At 72.6% G+C, this 24683-nt stretch carries 23 protein-coding genes; 7 read left to right on the forward strand and 16 right to left on the reverse strand.

Going from position 1 to position 24683, the window contains the following annotated elements:
- Position 1 precedes the first annotated feature (1 nt).
- The 8 genes from ACR3IO_RS13595 to ACR3IO_RS13630 all read right to left on the reverse strand — a co-directional run bounded on the left by ACR3IO_RS13595 (position 2) and on the right by ACR3IO_RS13630 (position 6447).
- Positions 2-1009 carry a pilus assembly protein TadG-related protein gene (locus ACR3IO_RS13595; RefSeq protein WP_434071747.1) on the reverse strand — a complete coding sequence of 336 codons (1008 nt, stop codon included), beginning with the start codon at positions 1007-1009 and terminating at the stop codon, positions 2-4.
- 8 nt (positions 1010-1017) lie between these two features.
- Positions 1018-1458, reverse strand: coding sequence for a TadE/TadG family type IV pilus assembly protein (locus tag ACR3IO_RS13600; RefSeq protein ID WP_434071748.1), 441 nt, complete (start codon positions 1456-1458; stop codon positions 1018-1020).
- Positions 1455-1643, reverse strand: coding sequence for a Flp family type IVb pilin (locus ACR3IO_RS13605; RefSeq protein ID WP_434071749.1), 189 nt, complete (start codon positions 1641-1643; stop codon positions 1455-1457). Before ACR3IO_RS13605 ends, ACR3IO_RS13600 begins: the two co-directional genes overlap by 4 nt.
- Before the next feature lie 131 nt (positions 1644-1774).
- Positions 1775-1963 carry a Flp family type IVb pilin gene (locus tag ACR3IO_RS13610; RefSeq protein WP_434071750.1) on the reverse strand — a complete coding sequence of 63 codons (189 nt, stop codon included), beginning with the start codon at positions 1961-1963 and terminating at the stop codon, positions 1775-1777.
- Between the two features lie 292 nt (positions 1964-2255).
- A complete protein-coding gene (locus ACR3IO_RS13615) occupies positions 2256-2906 on the reverse strand; it encodes a prepilin peptidase (RefSeq protein WP_434071751.1) in 651 nt (216 codons plus the stop codon).
- Positions 2907-3069: 163 nt separating this feature from the next.
- Positions 3070-4449: an FAD-dependent oxidoreductase gene (locus ACR3IO_RS13620; RefSeq protein ID WP_434071752.1), complete on the reverse strand. Its 1380-nt coding sequence runs from the start codon at positions 4447-4449 to the stop codon at positions 3070-3072.
- A 53-nt stretch (positions 4450-4502) separates the two neighbouring features.
- On the reverse strand, positions 4503-5618 hold the full coding sequence (locus tag ACR3IO_RS13625; RefSeq protein WP_434071753.1) for a polyprenyl synthetase family protein: 1116 nt from the start codon (positions 5616-5618) through the stop codon (positions 4503-4505).
- A gap of 121 nt (positions 5619-5739) precedes the next feature.
- The gene (locus tag ACR3IO_RS13630; RefSeq protein ID WP_434071754.1) at positions 5740-6447 is read right to left on the reverse strand and encodes a class I SAM-dependent methyltransferase; all 708 of its coding nucleotides are present in this window, start codon (positions 6445-6447) and stop codon (positions 5740-5742) included.
- Positions 6448-6581: 134 nt separating this feature from the next.
- Between ACR3IO_RS13630 and ACR3IO_RS13635 the strand changes: the two genes are divergently transcribed.
- Together ACR3IO_RS13635 and ACR3IO_RS13640 are read left to right on the forward strand one after the other, a co-directional pair.
- Positions 6582-6866 carry a DUF427 domain-containing protein gene (locus ACR3IO_RS13635; protein WP_434071755.1) on the forward strand — a complete coding sequence of 95 codons (285 nt, stop codon included), beginning with the start codon at positions 6582-6584 and terminating at the stop codon, positions 6864-6866.
- A 102-nt stretch (positions 6867-6968) separates the two neighbouring features.
- On the forward strand, positions 6969-8285 hold the full coding sequence (locus ACR3IO_RS13640; protein WP_434071756.1) for an isochorismate synthase: 1317 nt from the start codon (positions 6969-6971) through the stop codon (positions 8283-8285).
- 16 nt (positions 8286-8301) lie between these two features.
- Here the strand turns inward: ACR3IO_RS13640 and ACR3IO_RS13645 are convergent, their stop codons facing one another.
- The 3 genes from ACR3IO_RS13645 to ACR3IO_RS13655 form a co-directional block, all read right to left on the reverse strand.
- A complete protein-coding gene (locus ACR3IO_RS13645; protein ID WP_434071757.1) occupies positions 8302-9159 on the reverse strand; it encodes a PPK2 family polyphosphate kinase in 858 nt (285 codons plus the stop codon).
- 75 nt (positions 9160-9234) lie between these two features.
- Positions 9235-11028 carry a 2-succinyl-5-enolpyruvyl-6-hydroxy-3-cyclohexene-1-carboxylic-acid synthase gene (gene menD, locus ACR3IO_RS13650; protein ID WP_434071758.1) on the reverse strand — a complete coding sequence of 598 codons (1794 nt, stop codon included), beginning with the start codon at positions 11026-11028 and terminating at the stop codon, positions 9235-9237.
- A complete protein-coding gene (locus ACR3IO_RS13655) occupies positions 11021-11446 on the reverse strand; it encodes a PLD nuclease N-terminal domain-containing protein (protein ID WP_434071759.1) in 426 nt (141 codons plus the stop codon). The genes menD and ACR3IO_RS13655 overlap by 8 nt, the downstream gene beginning before the upstream one ends.
- Positions 11447-11519: 73 nt before the next feature.
- Between ACR3IO_RS13655 and ACR3IO_RS13660 the strand changes: the two genes are divergently transcribed.
- Positions 11520-11819, forward strand: a complete 300-nt coding sequence (locus ACR3IO_RS13660; RefSeq protein WP_434071760.1) for a DUF4229 domain-containing protein — start codon at positions 11520-11522, stop codon at positions 11817-11819.
- A gap of 69 nt (positions 11820-11888) precedes the next feature.
- On the opposite strand, the gene ACR3IO_RS13665 is transcribed toward ACR3IO_RS13660, so the two are convergent.
- The 3 genes from ACR3IO_RS13665 to ACR3IO_RS13675 all read right to left on the reverse strand — a co-directional run bounded on the left by ACR3IO_RS13665 (position 11889) and on the right by ACR3IO_RS13675 (position 15160).
- The gene (locus ACR3IO_RS13665; protein ID WP_434071761.1) at positions 11889-12899 is read right to left on the reverse strand and encodes a 1,4-dihydroxy-2-naphthoate polyprenyltransferase; all 1011 of its coding nucleotides are present in this window, start codon (positions 12897-12899) and stop codon (positions 11889-11891) included.
- Positions 12900-12975: 76 nt separating this feature from the next.
- A complete protein-coding gene (locus ACR3IO_RS13670) occupies positions 12976-14199 on the reverse strand; it encodes an AMP-binding protein (RefSeq protein WP_434071762.1) in 1224 nt (407 codons plus the stop codon).
- Positions 14200-14233: 34 nt separating this feature from the next.
- Complete coding sequence (locus ACR3IO_RS13675; protein WP_434071763.1) at positions 14234-15160, reverse strand: 1,4-dihydroxy-2-naphthoyl-CoA synthase; 927 nt, start codon at positions 15158-15160, stop codon at positions 14234-14236.
- A gap of 140 nt (positions 15161-15300) precedes the next feature.
- On the opposite strand from ACR3IO_RS13675, the gene ACR3IO_RS13680 reads away from it, so the two are divergent.
- Together ACR3IO_RS13680 and ACR3IO_RS13685 are read left to right on the forward strand one after the other, a co-directional pair.
- The gene (locus ACR3IO_RS13680; RefSeq protein WP_434071764.1) at positions 15301-15849 is read left to right on the forward strand and encodes a hypothetical protein; all 549 of its coding nucleotides are present in this window, start codon (positions 15301-15303) and stop codon (positions 15847-15849) included.
- A gap of 16 nt (positions 15850-15865) precedes the next feature.
- Positions 15866-18877 (forward strand): ATP-binding cassette domain-containing protein, encoded by a 3012-nt coding sequence (locus ACR3IO_RS13685; RefSeq protein WP_434071765.1) that lies wholly within the window; start codon positions 15866-15868, stop codon positions 18875-18877.
- Here ACR3IO_RS13685 and metH read toward each other — a convergent pair.
- Positions 18792-22433, reverse strand: coding sequence for a methionine synthase (gene metH / locus ACR3IO_RS13690; RefSeq protein WP_434071766.1), 3642 nt, complete (start codon positions 22431-22433; stop codon positions 18792-18794). The genes ACR3IO_RS13685 and metH overlap by 86 nt on opposite strands.
- Before the next feature lie 51 nt (positions 22434-22484).
- Between metH and ACR3IO_RS13695 the strand changes: the two genes are divergently transcribed.
- Both ACR3IO_RS13695 and ACR3IO_RS13700 read left to right on the forward strand, forming a co-directional pair.
- Complete coding sequence (locus tag ACR3IO_RS13695) at positions 22485-23504, forward strand: o-succinylbenzoate synthase (RefSeq protein ID WP_434071818.1); 1020 nt, start codon at positions 22485-22487, stop codon at positions 23502-23504.
- Positions 23505-23624: 120 nt separating this feature from the next.
- Positions 23625-24281: a hypothetical protein gene (locus ACR3IO_RS13700; RefSeq protein WP_434071767.1), complete on the forward strand. Its 657-nt coding sequence runs from the start codon at positions 23625-23627 to the stop codon at positions 24279-24281.
- A gap of 31 nt (positions 24282-24312) precedes the next feature.
- Here the strand turns inward: ACR3IO_RS13700 and ACR3IO_RS13705 are convergent, their stop codons facing one another.
- Positions 24313-24588 (reverse strand): hypothetical protein, encoded by a 276-nt coding sequence (locus tag ACR3IO_RS13705; protein ID WP_434071768.1) that lies wholly within the window; start codon positions 24586-24588, stop codon positions 24313-24315.
- Positions 24589-24683 lie beyond the last annotated feature (95 nt).

Below are 24683 nucleotides of genomic sequence, written 5' to 3' on the forward strand. Positions count from 1 at the left end.
GTTACTGCACGAGGCGGACCGAAGGGTTCGGCGGTCCGAGCATCCAGGAGTCGGCGGCGGTGACGTAGCTGACGAATCGGCCCTCGAAGCCGAGGGCGCCCCAGCTGCCGGGAAGGTGGCAGGTGACGCTCGGCTTGCACTCGTCGACCTTGTTGCCCGTGGTCGTCTTGACGTGGATGCCGTAGATGTCGAAGGCCGCGAACTTCTCGATGCAGTAGGCCTTGCCGGCCGGCGGCGTTCCGGGGCACTTGGAGGCGAGGTTGTACACGGGCACGAGCACGGTGCGGCCGACGAAGCAGTAGAACATCTTCTCGACGGTCGTGCCGTACTTGTGCGGGATGGTCGCGAGGTTGCACCCCATCTGGGCGGCGGCGGCGGCGAGCTCGGCGGTGCTGAGCTCGCACTTGCCGGTGTCACCCGTGGTGACCGTGGTGAACTCGCCGATGCGCACGTCCTTGACGCACGAGGTGGTGCCGTCGTCGAGCCAGCCGAACGCACCCGGCACCGAACCGGCGCACGGAGCATTGTCGATGGGGATGTAGGCGACCGTTCCGGGCGTGAGAGTCGACTCCTTGCAGGAGCCGATGGCGAACGGCACAACACTCGCGCCGGCCGCGATCCACTGCGCCGTCCCGGCCGCGCCGACATCCGATGAGGCGACGCCGATGGCGGCGGCGAGCGGATGCTCCATGCCCGGAGTCGTGGCCTTCACGGTCACGGTGTCAGCCGTGAACGTGAGTGGCGGCAGAGTCGCACTGCCATCGAGCATGTTGCCGCCGGTGACCGCGGACGCCGCCGTGGCAGCACCGCTCTTGGACGTGGTCGTCGCGCAGCCGCCGTGTCCGCCGCAGTACTCCGCGGCGGCGAGGGCTCCGGCGTCGGCGGCGTTCTGCAGCTGCGCGCGTTCGGAGTACATCGCGCCCACGTCGACCGCGAGCGCGCCGAAACCCACGAGCACGAGCAGGCAGATGGCGACGAGCACGGCACTCGCGCCGCTGTCGTCACGCATTCGACGAGTCATCCACCGCATACGGTCTTCGCCTTTCCGGAGAGCGTCGGCCCGAGGATCGCCGTGTAGAACCCGGTGAGCGAGGGCATGGGTATGGTGGCCGTGGCGGTGACGGCCTCGCCGATCGCCGCACTGTAGTTGGGCTTCGCACTGTCGCAGCCCTGGAGCATCACGATGCCGGCGCCGGTGGCCGACCACGCCGCGGTGTTGACGGTCGGTGCGGCATCCATGCCCCAGGTGACGGCCTGCCCGATAGTGGCGCCATCGTGCTCGCGCACGGCGTAGTACCGGGCGGACTCCCGAGCCGCGTTGGTGAGAGAGACCTGCTGGTTGAAGATCCAGCCGAAGTCCAGGATGCCGAGCAGCAGCATCACGAGTGGGAGCGCGACGAGTGCGAACTCGACCGCGGCGGCGCCGCGTTCGGATCTTGCACCTCGCGAGCGCATCATGCGGCACCCCAGGCGGTGACGAAATCGCCGAAGGACTCGCCGAGCGTCAGGCCGAGCGCCGTGATGGTGCCGACGATCATCGCGGCGATGAACGCAAGGACCAGTCCGTACTCGACGGCCGTGGCGCCGCGCTCGACCTTGAGGCGACGACGACCGTCTTCGGGCCGGAGAGGGTGGTGGAGCACCGGTGCATCCTTCGGGTGGGATGGGGTCGGGTGGTGCGGATGCGGTGCGGCCCCACGACGTTATGGGGCCGCACAGCGCGTCCGCGGTGCAGCCTTGAGTTATGACTTGGGCCGCACCGCGAGTGCACGCATTAGTCCGGGAGCTGCTCGGAGATGGTGGTGAATGCGTCGCTGATCTGGCCACCGAGCGTCGCCACGATGCCAACGATCACGGCGGCGATGAGCGCAACGATGAGGCCGTACTCGACCGCGGTCGCACCTTCCTCTTCGGAGCGGACGGAGTTGATGCGCGCAGCAATGCGCGAGTATGCCTTCAGCATTTCAGGATCCTTCGGGTATGGATATCCACCGCCGGCGGGTACCGGCGATGTCCACCGACGGCGGGTACCGGCGATGTGGGTGCTCCACCGACGGGTATCGGTGGTGCGTCTCCGCTGGCGGGTACCAGCGGATGATCGAACGTAACTGTCCGCTTCTCGTCGACCAACGCCCCCTTTCGGGGGTTGCAAGCGTTTTCGACGCACCGCACACACGAAAACCCCGGAATTCCGCGCAAGTTCGCGCAGTTTCCGTCCCCCGCACTGGGGTGTGGAGGAAGCCGGGCCGCGGGCCCTACGGGCCGACGAACAGCAGCGCGAGCATCGCGCCGGCGAGCATCGACGGCCCGAACGGGATCGATCCGCGCAGCGTCACGCGGCGCATCGCGAGCGCCACGATCGACACGACGCCGCCCACCACGAACGCGGCGAGGAGGCCGATCACCCAGGCCGAGAGGCCGAACCAGCCGAGCACGAGGCCGAGCAGCAGCGCGAGCTTCACGTCGCCCATGCCCATCGACGACGGCGAGATGAGGGCGAGCAGGAAGTACACCGCGAACATCGCCGCGGCGCCGACGACGGCCCAGACGAGCGCCATCCAGTCGCCGGTGGCCCAGGTCGCGGGCACCAGCAGCGCGGCCACGACGCCGAGCGTCGGGAAGGTCACGGCGTTCGGCAGGCGCTTCTCGGCGAGGTCGACGAGCGCGAGCACCGTGGCGGATGCCGCGAACACGAGCAACGCCGGGAGGATCCACGTCGGGCCGAACCGCCACGCCAGCGCGGCGAACGTCACGGCGGTGATCGCGGCACCGGCGACGCGAACGGTGCGCTGCGGCATCCGCTCGGTCGTCATCGAACGCCGCGTCCATGCGGCGAGCGGCCACCAGCCGAGCACTCCCCCGACGACGAACGCCACGACGGCGGTGGTCAGGGTCTCGAGCGGCATGTGGTGAAGCGTAGCGGCAGCGCCGGCATCCGCAGGTCGCGATCCCACAGCATGCGGCTCACGGGCCCGCTACGGGCGCCGAGCGGCCGCAGCAGGCCGCAGCACAGGCCGCAGCCGCCCAGCAGCGACCCTCAGCGCCCGCAGGACCGCAAAACGCCTGCGCCTACGCCTCGCCCCGAGAGATCTGCACCATGTCGTCGCGCGGCACGACCTTGACGCGCTTGCGCGCCTCGGCCTCGCCCAGCGACTGCTCGTGCTGGTCGAGGCGGTGCCAGCCGTCGAGGTCGGTGTAGGCGATGCCCCGGGAGTCGAGCAGTTCGAGCACCGACTCCTCGGAGGGCGACTCGGGGGTCCACCAGTTGCCGAGATCGTTGATGACGTGCTTGATCGTCTCCATGGCGTCGGACTTGGTGTGGCCGATGAGGCCGACGGGGCCGCGCTTGATCCAGCCGGTGGCGTACACGCCGTACATCTGGCGCGCCTCACCCGTGAGCTTGTCGCGCGTCAGCACCTGGCCCTCGTGGTTCGGGATCACGCCGAAACTCTCGTCGAAGGGGATGCCGGGCAGCTGCGACCCGAAGTACCCGACGGCGCGGTACAGCGCCTGCACGGGCAGTTCGCGGATCTCGCCCGTGCCGACGACGCCGCCCTCGCCGTCGGGCGCGGTGCGCTCCCAGCGGATGGCGCCGACCCGGCCGGTGCCGTCGTCGACGATCTCGATCGGCTTGGCGAAGAAGTGCAGGTGCAGCCGCCGCGACGCCTGCCCGACCGTGCGCGCCCGCCACTGCTGCAGCACCTTGTCGATGACGAGGACCTGCTTGTTGCCGGCGACCGCCGCACGGGCCGCGTCGTCGTAGTCGAAGTCCTCGTCGTAGACGATCATGTCGACGTCGCGCAGCTCACCGAGCTCGCGGAGCTCGAGGGGCGTGAACTTCACGGAGGTCGGTCCGCGGCGCCCGAACACGTGCACGTCGGTGACGGGCGACTCGGCGAGGCCCGCGGCGACGTTCGCCGGGATCTCGGTCACCATCAGGTCTTCGACGTGCTTCGCGAGGATGCGCGACACGTCGAGCGCCACGTTGCCGTTTCCGATGACCGCGACCTCCCTCGCCTCGAGCGGCCAGGTGCGGGGTACGTCGGGGTGCCCGTCGAACCAGCTCACGAACTCGGCCGCGCCGTAGGAGCCCTCGAGCTCGACGCCCGGCAGCTTGAGCGAGGCGTCCTTCACGGCGCCGGTCGCGAAGATGACCGCGTTGTAGTGCTTCTTCAGGTCGTCGAGGGTGATGTCCTCGCCGAAGCGAACGTTGCCGAAGATGCGGATGTCGCCGCGGTCGAGCACCTCGCGGAGCGCCGTGATGATGCCCTTGATGCGCGGGTGGTCGGGCGCGACGCCGTAGCGCACGAGCCCGTACGGCGCCGGCAGGTGGTCGAACAGGTCGATCGAGACGTCGAAGTTGCGCTCCGCCTTCAGCAGGATGTCGGCCGCGTAGATGCCGGCCGGGCCGGCTCCGATGATCGCGAGCCGCAGCTTGTTCCTGGTCACCGTCGGTCCTCCATCGTCAGCTTCGAGATTGCTCCGGATGCCGCGAGCCCGCGTCAGCTCGCCCGGTCGACGACCGACTCGGCGAACCGGGTCAGCGCCTTCTTCACGGTGCCCTCGGGCAGCGGCGCGAGGGCGTCGACGGCCTCGCTCGCCCAGCGTCGGGCCTCGTCGAACGTCGCGGTCGTCACCTCGTGCTCGCGCAGTTCGGCGACGATCGCGTCGACCGTCTCGCGGGAGGGCACGATGCGCGACGCCAGCGTGTTGGTGTCGTGCGGGTCTCCGCCGTCGGCGAGCGACATCACGTCGCGCTGGATGCGCAGCAGCAGGTCGGCCGAGGCCGGATCGGTCTTGGCGAGCTCCATGAGGCGCAGCACGGGCAGCGTCACGACGCCGGCGCGCAGGTCGGTGCCGGGCACCTTGCCGGTCGTCTCGGGCTGCGGCGACAGGTCGATCACGTCGTCGATGAGCTGGAACGCGATGCCGATCTTCTCGCCGAACTCGACGACGGGCGCCTCGTAGGCGGGGTCGGCGCCCGAGAACACGAGGCCCGACTGGGCGGCCGCCGCGATGAGCGAGCCGGTCTTGTCGGCGAGCACCTGGATGTAGTGCTCGATGGGGTCGTCGCCCTCGACCGGCCCGACGGTCTCGTGCAGCTGCCCGAGCACGAGTCGCTCGAAGGTGCCGGCCTGCATGCGGATGGCGCGCTCGCCGAGCGTGGCCATGAGCTGGCTGGCGCGGGCGAACAGCAGGTCGCCCGTGAGGATCGCGACCGAGTTGCCCCAGACGGTCTGCGCGCTCGGGACCCCGCGACGACGCTCGGACTCGTCCATGACGTCGTCGTGGTAGAGCGACCCGAGGTGGGTGATCTCGATGGCCTCGGCGGCGGTCACGACGTCGTCGGTGATGCCGGCGCCGAGCTGCGCGGTGAGCAGCGTCAGCATCGGCCGGACGCGCTTGCCCCCCGCCTGGAGCAGGTACCTGGTCGAGGCATCCGCGATGGAGTCGGCGAAGCTGACCTCTCGGATCAGGCCCGCCTCGACGCGCTCGATTCCGGCGTCGATCGCCTTCGCCATCGCCTTGTCGGCGGATGACGCGAAGAGACGCTCGCTCAGACCGAGGTTCGCAGCGAGCGCTGAGCCGCGTCGGGCGACCGGATGGCTCGGATTCACGTGTTCGAGTCTATCGGGGCGAACCTGCGAGGCCCTCGCCGGAGGGGCGTCGGCGCGCCCCGCGGGTCGACACCGTGGCGATTGCACGCGATCGGCCGCTTCGCAGGCGCTCGGGAGGCGCTCAGATCAGGGGCTTGCGCCCCCGGTGCAGGGCGACGATGCCGCCCGTGAGGTTGCGCCACGCGACATCCGTGTAGCCGACACTGCGGATCTTCTCCGCGAGCTCGCCCTGGGCGGGCCACGCCTCGATCGACTCGTTGAGGTAGTCGTACGCGTCGTTGTTCGAGCTCGACAGGCGCACGAGCGTCGGCATGACGTAGCGCTGGTACGCGTGGTAGCCGAGGCGGATGATCGGCGCGGGCGGCTCAGAGAACTCGCACACGACGAGTCGGCCGCCGGGCCGGGTGACCCGGAGGAACTCCGCGAGCGCCTTGTCGGGCTCGTTGACGTTGCGCAGGCCGAACGAGATCGTCACGGCGTCGAACTGGTCGTCGTCGAAGGGCAGCGCGGTGGCGTCGGCCTCGACGAACACGATGTTGGGCACGTGGGCCTGGCGTCGACGGCCGACCTCGATCATTCCCGGCGAGAAGTCGGCGGCCACGACCGAGGCGCCGGATGCCGCGAGGCTGGCGCTCGAGGTGCCCGTGCCCGCCGCGACATCGAGGATGCGCTCGCCCGGCTTCGGGGCGACGGCCCGCGTCGTGGACACGCGCCACAGCGGGGCGTTGCCCATGGAGAGCACGGTGTTGGTGCGGTCGTACCGGGCGGCGACCCGGTCGAACATCGCCGACACCTGGCTCGGATCCTTGCCGAGGTCTGCACGCGTCATCCTTCGATCCTAGGCCGCACAACCGGTGCATGCGCTGGGAGGCATGCAGCGGCCGGGCGACGGAATGCCGCGGGCGCGCGACGCGTTGGGCCTTGGAGCGGGCCGGCGATCGCCGCCCGCCGAGAGGAGCACGCATGAAGGCCATCTGGAACGGCACCGTCATCGCCGAGTCCGACGACACGGTCGTCGTGGAGGGCAACCACTACTTCCCGCGGGAGTCGATCGTCGACACCCACTTCTCGCCGAGCGAGAACCGGAGCCTCTGCCACTGGAAGGGCACGGCGAGCTACTTCCACCTCGAGGTCGACGGCACCCGCAACCCGAACGCGGCGTGGACGTACCCCACCCCGTCGAGCGCGGCGTCCGAGATCGCCGGTCACGTCGCGTTCTGGCGTGGCGTCGAGGTCGTCGAGGCCTGAGACCCCTCGTCGTGCGTCGTCGACAGGCCGGGCCCACCGGCGGTCGAGTGGCGCGCCAGCGCCGTATCGAGACCCCGCAGGCGCGAGTCGTAGGCTGATCCGGTGACACAGACGGATGCCGCCAGCGAGCGCCCCAGACCGCGCCTCGTGGTGCGAACGGAACCGGTCGACGAACTCGCACCGCTCATCCCGAGGGCCGACCCGCGGCATCCGCTGCTCTGGATGCGGCGCGGCGAGGGCATCGTCGGACTCGGCGAGACGCTGCGCATCGAGACGTCCGGCGCCGACCGCGTCGACGACGCGGCCGTCATCTGGACCGAGCTCGCGGCCGACGCCGACATCGACGACCGCGTCGGGCTGCCCGGCACCGGGCTCGTCGCGTTCGGCGCATTCGCGTTCGCCGACGAGTCCGCGTCGACGAGCGTGCTGGTCGTGCCCGAACTCGTGCTCGGACGCCGCGACGGCCGCGCCTGGGTGACGCGCATCGCCCTCGCGGATGCCGCGACCGACGCCCCCGCCGGCGACGACGAGCACGGACGAGCGGATGCCGCCGCGCCCGACGAGCTGGCGATCCCCGAGCCCGCGCCCCGCCGACGGATTCCGCGCGTCTCGTTCACGCCCGGCGCGGTGCCGCCCGAGCGGTACGAGGAAGCCGTCGCCGAGGCCGTGCGGCGCATCGACGGCGGCGAGTTCGCCAAGGTCGTGCTCGCGCGCGAGCTCGTGGGCGAGCTGCACGAGGAGGACGGGCTCCGCGCGACCATCGGACGGCTCGCCGAGGACTACCCCGACACCTGGGTGTTCGCGGTCGACGGCCTCATCGGCGCGAGCCCTGAGACGCTCGTGCGCGTCGACCACGGCACGGTCTCGGCCCGCGTGCTGGCCGGCACGACCGCGCGCGGCGCGGGCGAGGCATCCGACCGCGAACGCGCGACCGCGCTCACCGAGTCGGCCAAGGACCGCGCGGAGCACGCCCTCGCCGTCGCGAGCGCCGTGAAGCGGCTCGAGCCGCACACGGCCCGCCTCGACACGAGCCCCGAGCCCTTCACGCTGCAGCTGCCGAACCTCTGGCACCTCGCGACCGACCTCAAGGGCACCCTCGGCGACGGCTCGACCTCGCTCGACCTCGTGCGCGCCGTGCACCCGACGGCGGCCGTCGCGGGCACGCCGCGGCGGGTCGCGCTGTCGGTGCTCGCCGAGCTCGAGGGATTCGACCGCGGGCGCTACGCGGGGCCGGTCGGCTGGATCGACGGCGACGGCGACGGCGAGTGGGCGATCGCGCTGCGCTGCGCGCAGGTCGAAGCCGACGGCACGGTGCGCGCCTACGCGGGCTGCGGCATCGTGCACGACTCGGTGCCGGCCGACGAGCTCGCCGAGACCGATATGAAGTTCCGCCCGATCGTCGAGGCGTTCGGCGGCTGACCCCGCCCGTCGGCCGTCAGCTCGCCGCGAGCCTGGCCTTCTGCTCCTCGACGTCGTAGTCGGCCTTCGGCCAGTCGAGCCGCATCCGCTCGAGCGCATCGGTCAGCAGGTGCTGCACGACGAGCCGCGCGTACCACTTGTGGTCGGCCGGTACGACGTACCACGGGGCATCCGGCGTCGTGGTGAGATCGAAGACGCGCTGGTAGGCCTCCTGGTACTTCGGCCCATGCAGGCGCTCGTCGATGTCGCCGGGGTTGAACTTCCAGTGCTTGTCGGGCCGCTCGAGCCGATCGGCCAGCCGCGCCTTCTGCTCGTCGGCCGAGATGTGCAGCATGACCTTGATGATCGTGGTGCCGGTCGCGGCGAGCTGGCGCTCGAAGTCGTTGATGGCGCCGTAGCGGCGCTCGAGCTCGGCGGGCGGCGCGAGCTCGCGCACGCGCGCGATGAGCACGTCCTCGTAGTGCGACCGGTCGAAGACGCCGATCTGGCCCGGCCCGGGCACCTCCTTGTGGATGCGCCAGAGGAAGTCGTGGGCGAGCTCCTCCTCGGTGGGCTTCTTGAATGCCACGAGCTGCACGCCCTGCGGATCGACGGCTCCCATGACGTGCTTGACGATGCCGCCCTTGCCCGCGGTGTCCATGGCCTGCAGCACGAGGAGGATGCGCCGCTGGTCGCCGCCCATGCGGCTGCCGGCGAACAACTGCACCTGCAGGTCGGTGAGTCGCTCCAACCCGGCGGCGAGCGCCGCGGCACCCGCCTTCTTGCCGCCCTCGATGCCGGGGCTCGACGCCGGGTCGACGTCGGCGAGCCGGAAGCCCTCACCGACCCTGAGCAACTCGATCGGGTCGGCGGTCCAGTGCGATGCGCGGTTCATGTCGGGCTCCCCTTCGCGCGACGCGGCGTCGCGCAGGGCTCCATCCTGTCGAGCGAGCGGATGCCGCGGCAAGGGCTAGCGCGGCAGCGGCACCTCGAGTAGGCACGGCCCCTCGACGGGCGCGCCCAGCGCATCGCTCAGCTCGCCGCGCGTCGTGGCGCGGGCGTAGCCCCAGCCGTACGCGGTCGCGAGCGCCGAGAGGTCGACGGCCTGCGGCGTGTACTGCACCCGGTCGAAGGCCGTCTCGGCGGCGGAGCCTGCGACCTCGAGCGAGTCGAAGATCGTGCCGCCGCCGTCGTTGCCGACCACGACCTGCAGGCGCGGACGGGTCTCGCCGGCGTCGAGCAGCAGCGACCCGACGTCGTGCAGCAGCGTGAGGTCGCCGATCACGGCACGCGTGACCGCCCCGCTGGCGACGGCCACGCCGAGCGCGGTCGCCACGGTGCCGTCGATGCCCGCGAGTCCGCGGTTGGCGTGCACCGTGATGCGGCGCCCGGGCACGGCGCGGTCGGCGTCGCGGATGAGGCGCGACGCCCCGAACACCAGCCGGTCGTGCGGCCAGGTCGCGGCCCACACGGCGTCGACGAGCATGCGGCGCGTCACGGGCGCGCGCACGGCGGCGAGCTGCGCGCGCATGTACTCGCGCTGGGCGGCGTAGTCGGACACGTGTCCGGTCTCGTCGATGCCGCTCTGCAGGCCCACCGCCTGCGGCAGTCCGGCGTCGACGATCGACCGGCTGGCGTGCACCCAGCGGCCGAGCCATTCGCGGGCCTCGGGCGTGGGCGGCTGCGGTTCGGCGCGCACCGCGCGTTCGAAGCGGCGCACCCTCCGCCCGGGGTTGAACCACTCGATGCCCGACGGGGCGACGACGATCGCCTCGACCCCGGACCGCTGCATGAGCGCGGGCACCTCGCGCGACAGGGTCGGATGCCCGAAGACGACGACCCGCTCGACGCGGTCGCCGAAGTCGGGCTCGTGCAGCAGCTCGCGGTAGGCGACGACCAGGTTCGGCCCGAAGTGCGCCCCGCTCGTGACCTCGGCGATGAGCGGCCATCCGCCGTCGCGCGCGAACTGCTCGGCGCCGGGCCCGGCTCCCGCCCCGGCCACGACGACCGTGCGGGGCCCGCGGGCGATGATCGCGCCGTGCGGCGCATCGGGCGAGGCGGATGCCGCCGGCGAGCCGGATGCCGCTGCGGACATCGCCGCGACGACCGGGTCGGCCTCGTCGACGACGGGCGCCGACTCGAGCGCGACGGCCGACGACAACGGCTCGGTGAACTGCAGGTTCAGGTGCACGGGCCCCGGTCCGGGATGCGCGGACGGCTCGCCGCGGTCATCGCGGCCGAGCGAGACGGCGACCGCCGTGCGGGCCAGGCGCGCCGCGGCATCCGTCTCGGCGGGGTCGCCGACGGGCGCAGGCACGTCGCGCTCGAGCCGCACGGACCCGCCGAAGATGCCGGGCTGCAGCGTGGTCTGGTTCGCCCGGATGCCGCGCATCGTCGCGGGGCGGTCGGCGGCGCACACGATGAGCGGCACGCCCGAGTGATGGGCCTCGAGGACCGCGGGATGCAGGTTCGCGACGGCGGTGCCCGACGTGACGACCACGACCGCCGGGCGGCCGGACTCGACCGCGAGGCCGAGCGCGAGGAAGCCGGCGCCGCGTTCGTCGATGCGCACGTGCAGGCGGATCGCCCCGAGGCGTTCGAGTTCGGCCGCCGCGAGCGCGAGCGCCTGCGACCGGGACCCGGGTGCCACGACCACGTCGCGCACGCCCGCGCGCACGAACCCGGAGAGCAGGGCGAGCGCCGCGTCGGACGCAGGGCTGCGCCCGTCGAACGGCGCGGACGGCACGGTGGACGCGTCAGCCATTCGGCCGGCCGGATGCTCCAGCCTCGCCGGTGGCGTCTGGCCCGTCGTGGCGCTTCGAATCGGGGTGCGGCACGTCGCCCGCGTCGGGTTCGGGCGGCTCGGTGGTGTCGAGGTCGGCGAGCTCCTGCTCGAGGCGGCGGATGCGCTCGTCTTGCGCGGCGTCGTTGCCGAGGCCGCGGAGGAACTCGACGTCGTCATCGGGGGCGAGGGGCCCCTTGCCGCCCGCGCGGTAGGCGCGACCACGGCCGATGAGGAACCAGAGGATGCCGCCCAGCACGGGCAGGAGCACCACGATCGCCACCCACCAGCCGCGGCTCACTCCGCGGATGCGGGATCGATCGAAGAACGCGCAGTCGGCGATCGCGTAGATCCAGAAGATCACGGCCGCGATGCCGACGACGAACCAGACCCGTACCATGCCGTCAGTCTAGGCGCGTCCAGCGCAATCCGGGCTGGGAGTGCGCACAGGCTCGCCGACCTACACTTGCAGGGTGAAGTCCGTGCCCGTCTGGATCTGGTTCACCGCGTTGCGCATCCTGGTGTTCGCGGTGCCGCTCGCCGTGCTCCTCATCGCCGGCGTCCCCGGCTGGATCGCGGCCCTCGTCGCCGCCGTGTTCGGCCTCAGCGCGTCGCTCATCTTCCTGCGTCGCCCCCGCGAGTCCATGGCCTCCGACCTCTACGCCGTGCGCCACCGCGAGACTCCCGCCGTGCACGAGGACGACGCCGACGAGGATGCCGCGATCGACGCGGCCAGCCCCGCAGCCGACGCCGACGGCGCCAAGCGCGACTGAGCGCCCCTGGTCAGACCGCCGCCCAGCGGCATCCGTCCCGTGTGACGCCGCCCACGCGGCATCCGCGGTTCAGAGCGCGATCGCGAGCCCCAGGCCGATGCCGTAGGCGAGCGCCGTGAAGCTCGTGAGCTGCAGCGCGAGGATCAGTTCGCGCGGGGTTCGGGCCGTGAGCACGATGACGCAGGCCGGCAGCGCGAGCAGCAGTGCGAAGAACACGAGCACCGCGGCCGGGTAGAACAGCGACAGCAGGCCGACGATCAGGAACGGCACGAGCATGAAGACCGTGAACAGGATGCGACCGGCGACCGGCCCGACGAGCACCGCGAGCGTGCGCTTGCCCGCCGTGCGGTCCTGCACGACGTCGCGCAGGTTGTTGGCCATGAGCACCGCGCAGGCGAGCAGGCCCACGCCGACGCCGCCGATCCACGCCTCGAAGTTCACCGCGAGCGCCTGCACGAAGGCCGAACCGGCGGTCGCGACGAGTCCGAAGAACACGAACACGAAGACCTCGCCGAGGCCGTAGTAGCCGTAGGGGTGCTTGCCGCCCGTGTAGAACCAGGCGGCGACGATCGCGACCGCGCCGACCGCGAGGAGCCACCACTGCTGGGTGATGATCGTGAGCGCGAGGCCGGCGAGCGCCGCCACGGCGAAGAACGCGAGCGCGACGTACAGCACGGCCTTCGGGTTCACGAGCCCCGACGCGGTGAGCCGCGCCGGGCCGACCCGGTGGTCGTCGGTGCCGCGGATGCCGTCGGAGTAGTCGTTGGCGTAGTTCACGCCGATCTGCAGCGCGAGCGCGACGATGAGCGCGAGTGCGAAGCGGGTCGGATGCCACGGCCCCTCGGCGATCGCGACGACGCCGGCGCCCGTGCCGAGGGCCACGGGGGCGATCGCGAGGGGCAGGGTGCGCAGGCGCGCGCCGGCGATCCAGTCGCCGGCGGTCAGGCGGGTGCGACCGGCCTGCGCGGGGCCGGCCTTCGCGGCCGCGGCCGCCTTCGCGGGATTGCCGGAGCGGCCGACCGGGGTCGGGCGTCGCTTGGGGTCGGGCTGGTTCGAGCGCTGGGGTTTCGGGCGTGCCACACGATCATGCTAGTTCGCGGTTCCTATGACCCCGCTTCGTGCAGGCTGCACGGGCGCCGAGCGACGACGCGAGCGGTCAGGCGTCGCCGGCGAGCAGGGCGGCCAGCGCGCGGCGGTCGGGCTTGCCCGAGGCGAGATGGGCCATGCGCCCGACCTCGACGAGCCGGACGGGGCGTCCGGCGGGCGGCAGGCCCGCGGCATCGGTCGCCGCGGCGAGGTCGTCGAGGGTGGCGGATGCCGCGGCATCCGCTCGCTCGACCACGACGGCCGGGCGCTCGCCCCAGGTCGCGTCGGCGACGGGCAGCACGACCGCTCCCGCGAACCCGGCGACGCCGCGCACGGCGCGCTCGACCTCGCCGAGCGACACCTTGACCCCGCCCGAGATGATGACGTCGTCGGCGCGGCCCGAGATGCGGAGTCGGCGCGGCCCGCCCGGCTCCTCGGGATCGACCAGCTCGCCCAGGTCGCCCGTGCGGTACCAGCGGGTGCCGTCGGCGTCGGTCGTGAAGGCCGACTCGGTGCGCACAGGGTCGTCGAGGTATCCGCTCGCGAGCATCGCACCGCTCAGCTGCACCTCGCCACGGCCGGCCTCGGGCGACGCGTCGACGATGCGCACGCCCACGCCCGGCAACGGCAGGCCGTCGTAGACGCAGCCGCCGGCGGTCTCGCTCGCCCCGTAGGTGCGGTGCACGCGGGCCCCGAGGGCGGCGGCGCGCTCGACGAGGCCCGCGGGCGCGGCCTGGCCGCCGAGCAGGATGCGGTCGAACGAGCCGAGCGCCGTGCCGACCGCGCGGTCGTGCGCGGCGGCGTCGACCAGGCGGGCGAGCTGCACCGGGACGAGCGAGGTGAACCACGGCCGGTCGGGATCGAGCCCGCGCGCGGCCTCGACGAACGCGGCCGGCGTGAACCCGCCCTGCGGCAGCACGACGGGCTCGGTGCCCGCGACGATCGACCGCACGAGCACCTGCACGCCGGCGATGTAGGTGGCGGGCAGGGCCAGCAGCCACTGGCCGTGCTGCCCGCCGAAGAACCGTTCGGTCGCGTAGGCGCTCGCCCGCAGGGCGCGGCCCGAGAGCATGACGCGCTTCGGGGCATCCGTCGACCCGCTCGTCTCGACGACGACGGCGACCTCGCGCGGCACGTGCGCGGCCACGAGGTCGTCGCCGGAGGGTTCGATGTCGCCCGGCACGGGCAGCATCGCGAGCGCCGCCTCGTCGAAGAGCACGGCCTCGCGCAGCTGCCGGAGCATCGCCGGGATGTCGCCGGCCGCAACCCGGATGAGGGGTTTCCGCTCGGTCACGGCAACCGGCCCAGCCGGTGTCTCGTAACCGGCATCAGTAGTGCCAGGGGTAGGGGCCCCAGTCGGGGTCGCGCTTCTCGAGGAACGCGTCGCGGCCCTCGACGGCCTCGTCGGTGCCGTAGGCGAGGCGCGTGGCCTCGCCCGCGAAGACCTGCTGGCCGACCATGCCGTCGTCGACCGCGTTGAACGCGAACTTCAGCATGCGGATCGCCGTGGGCGACTTCGTGAGGATCGTGCGCGCCATGTCGAGCGCCTCGCGCTCGAGGTCGGCGTGCGGCACGACACGGTTGACGGCGCCCATCTCGTAGGCGCGGTCGGCCGAGTACTCCTCGGCGAGGAAGAACACCTCGCGGGCGAACTTCTGCCCGATCTGGCGGGCGAAGTACGCCGAGCCGTAGCCGGCGTCGAAGCTGCCGACATCCGCATCGGTCTGCTTGAACCGGCCGTGCTCGCGGCTCGCGATGGTGAGGTCGCAGACGACGTGCAGCGAGTGCCCGCCGCCGGCCGCCCACCCGGGCACGACCGCGATGACGACCTTCGGCATGAAGCGGATGAGCCGCTGCACCTCGAGGATGTGCAGGCGACCCGTGCTCGCCGCGGCGGCGGGATCGCGCACGACCTCGGCCTCGTCGGCGGAGTACTGGTAGCCGTCGCGACCGCGGATGCGCTGGTCGCCGCCCGAGCAGAACGCCCAGCCGCCGTCCTTCGCGCTCGGGCCGTTGCCGGTGAGCAGCACGACGCCGATGCGCGGGTTCGTGCGCGCGTCCTCGAGGGCCCGGTAGAGCTCGTCGACCGTGTGCGGACGGAAGGCGTTGCGCACCTCGGGCCGGTGGAACGCGATGCGCGCGATGCGCCCGTCGCTCGAGTGGTGGTAGGTGATGTCGCTGAGCCCCGCGGCGCCTGCGACGGCTGATGCCGCGTCGACCCACTCGCTCGCATCGAACAGTTCGGAAACGCTCACCGTGCCAGCCTACGGCCCCTCCCCGTGGGCGCGATCGTGCGTGCGTTCGTGCTCGCGAGCGCGACCGCGCGTGCGCCCGCGGGCGTACCCGCGACGACACATGCACGACCGCCGGACGGCACGCCGCCTACCCTTGGACCGTGACCACGACTCTGCGGACCTTCGCCGCCACTGCCGCCGCCGCCCTCCTGCTGACCCTGACCGCCTGCGCGGCATCCGCCCCCGCCCCCACCGAGGCGACGAGCGCCTCCCCGACCGCCGAGGCCGGCACCGACTCCGGCGCCTGCGCCGGCGTCGAGGTCGTCGTCGAACTCGCCGAGCTCGACCTGCCCGACTCCCCCGCGGGCACCACCTGCGTCGAGACCGACGCCCCGATCGCCGCGAGCGAGGCCCTCGCCGAGGCCGGCATCACCACCGAGGGCACGACGGAGTACGGCGACCAGGTCGTCTGCCGCGTCAACGGCGTGCCGGCCGAGGACTTCGCCCTCACCGCCGACGACGGCTCCGACTACTTCGAGACCTGCGAGTCGATGCCCGCCGCGTTCGCCTACTGGGGGCTCTGGACCAAGCCCGTCGACGGCGAGTGGGGCTACGCGCAGGAGGGCCTCTCGACCCTCCAGCTGCAGCCGGGCGAGGGCCTGGCGCTCCTCTTCACCGTGAACGACGAGCCCGCCGCCCCGAGCGCCTGATCGCTCGCACCACCCGATGAGCATCCGACCCGCACCGCTCCGAGCCGCCGCCGCCGTCGCCGCGGGCTTCGTGGTGGTGCGGGTCCTCTACCGCATCCTCTTCCACGGGGCGGATGCCGCGGGGCCGGTCGTGCTCGCGCTGCCCGAGATCCCGCTGCCGCCGCCGTTCGCCCACGTCGTGCTGTTCGGCCCGGTCACGACCGGGGGCCTGTGGGATGCCGCGACGAGCGCCGTGCCCATCGCGCTCACGATCCTCGCGTTCGGCCTGCTCAACGCGATGGTCGACGTGCCGCGGATCTTCGCGCGAGGGGCCCGGCGCGGCCCGCTGCGCGGGGTCGCCAGAACCCTCGCCGTGGCGTGGGCCGGCCTCCCGGCGCTCGCCGATGCCGTACGCCGCGTGCGGTTCGCGCAGCGGCTCCGCGGCGAGCGCGGCGGCGCGCGCCTGCTCGCCCCCGTGCTCGAGCGCACGCTGGAGCGAGCGACCGCGGTCGCCGCCGCGTTCGAGCTGCGCGGCCTCGCCGGCCGCCCCGTCGACGGGGCGTGCGAGCGGCCCGTCGAGATCCGGGCGCTCGAGCTCGGGCATCGCGGCGGCGCGACATCCGCCGTGAGGATCGACGGGCTCGACCTCGAACCCGGAACCCTCACGCTCGTGACGGGCGCGACCGGCAGCGGCAAGTCGACCCTGCTCCGGGCGCTCGCCGGGCTGCACACGCACCTCGACGGCGGCACCGCCTCGGGCGAGCTGTTCGCGGTCGGACACGACCGCGTCGCCACGCCGCCGCGCGACACCGCGCGACTCGTCGGCGTCGTGCTGCAGAACCCGCGCGAGGGCTTCGCGACCGAACGGGTCGCCGACGAGATCGGCCTCACGCTGGAGCTGCGCCGGGTCGACGTGGTGCTCGTGCGGGCGCGGGTCGAGGAGATCGCCCGTCGGGTCGGCATCGAGGCGCTCCTCGAACGCGACCTCGACGGACTCTCCGCGGGCGAGGCCACGCTCGTCGCGATCGCGGCGGCCATCGCCGAGCATCCGATCCTGCTGCTCGTCGACGAGCCGCTCGCCGACCTCGACACCGCGTTCCGGGCGCGCATCGTCGACCTGCTCGGCGCGCTCGCGCACGAGGCCGGCATCTGCGTGGTCGTCGCCGAGCACCGCCGCGCCGAGTTCGACGCCGTCGCCGACGGCCGCATCGACCTCTGCGACGGGGTGGCCGGGATCGACCTCGGAGATGACGCGCCCGTCGCCCGAGCCACGCGTGTCGCGGGCACCGCGCCCGCGATCCGCACGTCCACCGCCCGCGACGAGACGGCCCTGCGCGCCGAGGACCTGACGGTCCGCCACGGCGACACGCTCGCCGTCGACGCCGCGAGCCTCACCGTGCGGGCCGGCGAGATCGTGGCGATCACGGGGCCCAACGGAGCCGGTAAGTCGAGCCTGCTCGTCGCCCTCGCCACGACCGGCGGCGACGAGGCCTCGGCCGGCCGACGGCCCGGCTCGTCGAGGGCCGTCGACGGCGTCGCGCTGGTTCCGGATGCCTCGGACGACCTTTTCGCCCGCACGACGGTCGCCGCCGAATGCGCCCGCACCGATCGTCGCGCCCGACTCCCCCACGGCAGCACGGCGGCGCGCCTCGCGGAGTTCCTCGGCCTCGACGCCCGCGGGGCGGCCTTCGAGCAACGCCTGCAGCGGCATCCGCGGGACCTCTCGCTCGGCGAGCGCCGGTGCCTCGCGATCGCGATCCAGTCGGCGCGGCTGCCACGGGTGCTGCTGGTCGACGAGCCGACGCGCGGACTCGACCCCGCGGCGCGGAGCCTCGTCGCCGCGGCACTCTCCCGCGCGGCCGAACGCGGCGCGGCCGTGCTCGTGGCGACGCACGACGCCGACTTCGTCGCCGAGCTCGCCGATCGGGTCGTGCCGATGCGCGCGGGCGTCCTGGGCGAGCCGTTCGCGCCACCCCGGGCCGCAGGGGGCGTCGGGGGCGCCGGCGCGAGCGACGCCGGTGCGATGCCTTCCCTCTCGGTGCCCGCCACCACGACCGCCGCACCGCGCCCCGATCCGGTCGTCGGTCCGGCGGGCCCGTCAGCCGCGCGTCCGGCCGACACCTCACGCGCACCGGCGGCGGCACCAGGCGCTCCCCACGCTCGCACGCCCGCCCCGCGCGCCCTGCACGCCCGCGGCATCCGCCCGGGCACCGCCGCCCTGATCGTCGCGAACCTCGTCGCCCTCGCCTCGTTCACATGGCCGCTCGCCGCCTACGCGCTGCCATCGCAGGCCACCGCCGCCGCCCCCGCGGCGGCCCTCGCCCTCGCCCCGGTGGCGGCGCTCGTGGTGCTCGCCGCCCTCGACGGCACGGTGCGCAGCGCGCACACGCTCGCCCTGCTCGGCACGCTCGCCGCGATCGGCGCGGCCGTGCGCATCGTCGGCACGGGCGTCGGCGGGGTCGAGGCGGTGTTCATCCTGCTGATCCTCGCCGGCCGGGCGTTCGGCGCACGTTTCGGCCTGCTGCTCGGCCTCGTCACGATCGCCCTCTCGACGGTGGTGACAGGAACCTTCGGGCCCTGGACGCCGTTCCAGATGTTCGCCTGCGCCTGGGTCGGCGCCGGCGCGGGCCTCCTGCCACGGCGGATGCCGCGACGCGTCGAGATCGCGATGCTCTGCGTCTACGGCGTGGTGGCGTCGTACGCCTTCGGCCTCATCATGAACCTCTGGTTCTGGCCGTTCGCGATCGGCAGCGGCTCCGACATCTCGTACGAGGCGGGCGCGCCCATCGGGCAGAACCTCTCGAGCTTCCTGCTGTACTCGCTGGTCACCTCGTCGATCACGTGGGACACGCTCCGCGCCGTCACGACGGTCATCGGCGTCGTCACGATCGGCGCCGCCGTGCTCGCAGCCTTCCGCCGGGCCAAGCCCGTGCCGAGCGCCGCGACGAGCGGCGCCGCACCCGTCAGACCGAGAAGTACTTCGCCGCGGGGTGGTGGAACACGAACGCGTCCGTCGACTGCTCGGGATGCAGCTGCAGCTCCTCGCTGAGTTCGACGCCCATGCGCTCGGGCTTCAGCAGCTCGACGACCTTGCGGCGGTCCTCCATGTCGGGGCAGGCGGGGTAGCCGAGCGAGAAGCGCGCCCCACGGTACTCGAGCTTGAAGAGCCCCGCCGTGTCGGTCGGGTCCTCGGCGGCGAACCCGAGCTCGGAGCGGATGCGGGCGTGCCAGTACTCGGCGAGCGATTCGGTGAGCTGCATGACGAGCCCGTTGAGCTCGTAGTAATCGCGGTAGCGGTCTTCTGAGAAGAGCTTCGCGGTGACCTGGTCGATGTGGGCGCCCGCCGTGACGAGCTGCACGGGCAGTACGTCGACCCGGCCCGAGTCCTTCGCGGCCACGAAGTCGGCGAGGCACAGGTGCCGGTCGCGACGCTGGCGCGGGAAGTGGAAGCGCAGGCGCTCCTCGCCCGGCACGCCGCCCGAGCCGCCGTCGGGCGCGAGCAGTCCGGCCTGGCCGAACGCACCGGTCGGGTCGTCGCCGTGGTGCAGCACGATGAGGTCGTCGCCCTCGCTCACGACCGGGAAGTAGCCGTAGGCGACCGAGGCGTCGAGCATGCCCTCGGCGAGGATGCGGTCGAGCCAGTAGCGCAGGCGCGGGCGCCCCTCGGTCTCGACGAGCTGCTCGTAGGACAGGCCGTCCTCGCCGCGACCCGGCTTCAGGCCCCACTGGCCCATGAACGTGGCCCGCTCGTCGAGGAAGGCGCTGTAGTCGGCGAGCGCGATGCCCTTGACGATGCGCGTGCCCCAGAACGGCGGCACCGGGATCGGGTTGTCGGAGGCGACATCCGAACGGCCGGGCATCTCCTCGGGTTCGGTGAGGGTGAGCTTCGAGCCCGCGGAGTGGATGCGCTTCTTCAGCGCCGGCAGCCCGACCTCGGCCGGGTCGGCGCCGCGCGCGATCTTCACGAGCGGCTCCATGAGCGTGAGGCCCTCGAACGCGTCGCGGGCATAGCGCACCTCGCCGTCGAAGAGGCTCGCGAGGTCGTCCTCGACGTAGGCGCGGGTGAGGGCGGCGCCGCCGAGGATGATCGGCCACTTCTTCGCGAGGCCCCGCGACTGCAGCTCCTGCAGGTTCTCCTTCATCACGACGGTGGACTTCACGAGCAGGCCGGACATGCCGATGACGTCGGCGTCGTGCTCCTCGGCCGCCTTGATGATGTCGGCGATGGGCTGCTTGATGCCGAGGTTGATCACCTCGTAGCCGTTGTTGGAGAGGATGATGTCGACGAGGTTCTTGCCGATGTCGTGCACGTCGCCGCGCACCGTGGCGATGACCATCTTGCCCTTGCCGCCCGCCGAGGACTTCTCCATGTGCGGTTCGAGCAGCGCGACGGCGCTCTTCATCACCTCGGCCGACTGCAGCACGAACGGCAGCTGCATCTCGCCCGAGCCGAAGCGCTCGCCGACGACCTTCATGCCCTCGAGCAGGTGGTCGTTGATGATCTGCAGCGCGCTCAGGCCGCCGGCCCGCGCGAGGTCGAGGTCGGCCTCGAGGCCCTTCGACGCGCCGTCGATGATGCGCCGCTCCAGCCGCTCGCCCACCGGGAGGGCCTCGAGCTCGGCGGCCCGCTGGTCGCGGAGGGCCGCGGTGTCGACGCCGGCGAAGAGGTCGAGCATGCTCGCCAGCGGGTCGTAGGTGGTGTTGCCCTCGGCGTCGTACTCGCGCCGGTCCCAGACGAGGTCGAGCGCGACCTTGCGCTGCTCCTCCGAGAGCGAGGCGAGCGGCACGATCTTCGCGGCGTCGATGATGCCGGAGTCGAGACCGGCCTCGACCGCCTCGTGCAGGAACACCGAGTTGAGCACGCTCCGCGCGGCCGGGTTGAGCCCGAACGAGACGTTCGAGACGCCGAGCGTCGTGTGGATGCCGGGGTACTTCTCGTTCAGGCGCCGGATCGCGTCGATCGTCTCGATCGCGTCGCGCCGGGTCTCCTCCTGGCCGGTGGCGATCGGGAAGGTGAGGCAGTCGACGATGATGTCCTCGACGCGCATGCCCCAGTCGCCGACGAGCGCGTCGACGAGCCGCGAGGCGATGCGCAGCTTGTGCTCGGCCGTGCGGGCCTGGCCCTCCTCGTCGATCGTGAGCGCGATGACCGCGGTGCCGTGCTCCTTGACGAGCGGCATGATGCGCCCGAAGCGGCTCGTGGGGCCGTCGCCGTCTTCATAGTTCACCGAGTTCACGACGGGGCGGCCGCCGATGAGCTCGAGGCCGGCGGCGATGACCGCGGGCTCCGTGGAGTCGATGACGAGCGGCAGCGTCGAGGCGCTCGCGAAGCGCGACACGACCTCGCGGACGTCGGCGACGCCGTCGCGGCCGACGTAGTCGACGCAGACGTCGAGCAGGTGCGCGCCCACGCGGATCTGGTTTCGCGCGATCTCGACGCACTCGTCCCAGTTGCCGTCGAGCATCGCCTCGCGGAACGCCTTGGATCCGTTGGCGTTCGTGCGCTCGCCGATCGCGAGGTACGAGGCGTCCTGGTGGAACGGCACGTGCTGGTACAGGCTCGCGACGCCGGCCTCGGGCTGGGGATGCCGCGCCGCATCCGCGCCGAGCGAGTCGCGCAGCGGGCGCAGCCGGTCGACGACGGCCTGCATGTGCTCGGGCGTCGTGCCGCAGCATCCGCCGATGAGGCCCAGGCCGAACTCGCGCACGAACTGCTCGTGCGCGGTGGCCAGCTCCGCGGGTTCGAGCGGGTAGTGCGCCCCGTTCGCGCCGAGCACGGGCAGGCCCGCATTCGGCATGCACGCCACCGGCACGCGCGAGTGCTTGGACAGATGGCGCAGGTGCTCGCTCATCTCGGCCGGGCCGGTGGCGCAGTTCAGGCCGATCGCGTCGACGCCGAGCGGCTCGAGCGCCGTGAGGGCTGCGCCGATCTCGCTGCCCATGAGCATGGTGCCGGTGGTCTCGACGGTCACCTCGACGAAGATCGGCAGGCGGATGCCGCGGCTGACGATCGCCTGCTTGCAGCCGTTGACGGCGGCCTTCGTCTGCAGCAGGTCCTGCGAGGTCTCGATGAGGAAGGCGTCGGCCCCGCCGTCGATGAGCCCCTCGGCCTGCAGCGCGAAGGTCTGCTTGAGGTGGTCGTACGTCGTGTGCAGGAGGCTCGGCAGCTTGGTGCCGGGGCCCATCGACCCGAGCACCCACCGCATGCGGCCGTCGGATGCCTCGGCCGCCTCGACGCGCTCGCGCGCGATGCGCGCGCCGGCCTCGGCGAGCTCGTGGATGCGATCGTCGATGCCGTAGTCGGAGAGGTTCGACCAGTTCGCGCCGAACGTGTTCGTCTCGATCGCGTCGATGCCGACGGCGAGGTACTCGTCGTGGATGTCGGCGATCATGTCGGGCCGGCTCACGTTGAGGATCTCGTTGCAGCCCTCGAGCTGGCGGTAGTCGTCGAGCGTCGGCTCGTGCCGCTGCAGCATCGTGCCCATGGCGCCGTCGGCGATCACCACGCCCGACTGCACGGCGTCGAGGAGCGCCTGCGCGCGCGACGGCCTGGCGACCCCGTCGAGGTCGAGGGGGTGGCGGAGGAGGTTCGACTGACCGGTCACTCGCGCGAGTCTACTGAGCGCTCACGGGTCCTTTGCCATGATGAGGACATGATGACGCTCCCCCCGCTCGACGACCTGCTCGCGACCGCTCGCGTCGTCGCGCTGCCCCTGGTGACGCGGTTCCGCGGCATCGACGTGCGCGAGGCACTGCTCATGCGGGGGCCCGAGGGCTGGACGGAGTTCTCGCCCTTCGTCGAGTACGACGACCAGGAGGCATCGGCGTGGCTCGCCGCGGCGATCGACTACGGCTGGACGCCGACGCCGGCGCCGCTGCGCACCTCGATCCCGGTGAACGCGACCGTGCCCGCCGTCGACCCCGACAGCGTCGCCGCGGTGCTCGCCCGCTTCCCCGGATGTCGCACCGCGAAGGTGAAGGTGGCCGCGAGCGACCAGGACCTGGCCCAGGACGTCGCCCGCGTGCGCGCCGTTCGCACCGTCCTCGGCCCCGAGGGACGCATCCGCATCGACGCGAACGCCGGCTGGAACGTCGACGAGGCCGAGCACGCCATCCACGCGCTCGCGGAGTTCGACCTCGAGTACGTCGAGCAGCCGTGCGCGACCGTCGAGGAGCTCGCCGAGATCCGGCGCCGCACGGCGTACATGGGCATCCCGATCGCCGCCGACGAGAGCGTGCGCCGGGCCGACGACCCCCTCGCGGTCGCCGAGGCCGAGGCCGCGGACCTCCTCGTCATCAAGGCGCAGCCGCTCGGCGGCATCCGCCGGGCGTTGGCGGTCATCGAGCGGGCCGGCCTGCCCGTCGTGGTGTCGAGCGCACTCGACACGAGCGTCGGCATCGCGATGGGCGCCGCGCTCGCGGCATCCGTCGCCGACCTCGAGTTCGACTGCGGCCTCGGCACGGCCTCGCTGCTCGCCGCGGATGTCACGGCGTCGCCCCTGGTGCCCGTCGACGGGGCCATCCCCGTCGGCCGCGTGCAGGTCGACGCCGAGCTGCTCGACCGCTTCGCCGCATCCGAGGAGCGCGCCGACTGGTGGCTCGAGCGACTCGGCCGGTGCCACGCCGTGCTCGAGCGCGTCGCATCCGCCGACGGCGAGGCACCCGGCGACGCCTGAGGATCACGGTCCGTCATCGTTCCCGGCCTCGTGCGGCGCCGCCACTCGCCCGGGTGCGAGAATGCTCGGACTCGACCGTCACCGACCCGGCCCGCCGGGGACACCACCATGGAGGGTTCCATGCAGCCTCGCGCTCGCCTCGCACTGACCGGCTCGATCGTCGCACTCGCGGCCCTGACCCTCGCCGGGTGCAGCGGCTCACCCGACGACGCCTCCGCGAGCGATGCGGCATCCGCGGGCCCGACCTCGACCGCCGATGCGACGGCGAGCGCCCCGGCGACCGACGAAGCCGGCGACGACGCGGGCGACGACGCCGAGGCCGAGGCGTCCAACTGCCTCGTCGGCGACTGGGTGCTCGCCGACGACCAGATGCAGAAGTACTACGACCAGGTCAACACCGACCTCGCGGAGTACGCGATCGTCTACGACCCGTCCGGCACCTCGGGACTGTCCTTCGCCGAAGACGGCACCTACGCGTACACGCCCTCGCTCTCGCTCACCGTCGACATCGCCGGCCTGCCCGCCGAGGCGACGCTCGGCGGAACCCTCTCGGGCGAGTACGCCGTCGACGGCGAGACCGTGCGCACGAGCAACGACACCAACGACCTCTCGATGGACGTCACGGTCGACGGCGAGGCGATGGACGGCACGGCCGTGACCGAGCAGATCCTCGCGTCGCCGATCATGTCGGCGCCTTACGACTGCTCGGGCGAGACGCCCGTGATCCACTTCTCGACCGGCGCCAGCTCGGTGCCGCTCACGCTGTCGCGCGGCTAGCCGCCCCGACTGCCGGCCGAGTCGGTCGGCATCAGGCGAGCTCGCCCTGCTCCGACGAGACGAGCTCGTCGATCGCGGCGAAGAACCGGGCGATGCCGGGGCGGTTCGCGCCCTTGGCACGGGATGCCGCGAAGTCGTCCTCGCTGCGCCACTCGACGATGTCGAGCCATTCGCCGTCGGCCAGCTGCACGAGGCGCGCGTCGACGAAGCCGTCGCGGTCGGCGCGGAAGTCGGCGAGCATCTCCGACCTGGTCGCCAGCAGGGCGAGCGCGTCGGCGGCGCGGAATCTCGTGAGTTCGATGGTCATGTCGTCCCTCTCTTCTCCACACCGGACGCTATAGCCTCGCCAGCCCCCGTGTCGATGACCGCGCCGCACCGGCCCGCCGGTCGAGGTGGCGCCCC

Source organism: Agromyces sp. Marseille-Q5079 (assembly GCF_051016555.1).
In the GTDB taxonomy this organism is placed as follows: domain Bacteria; phylum Actinomycetota; class Actinomycetes; order Actinomycetales; family Microbacteriaceae; genus Agromyces.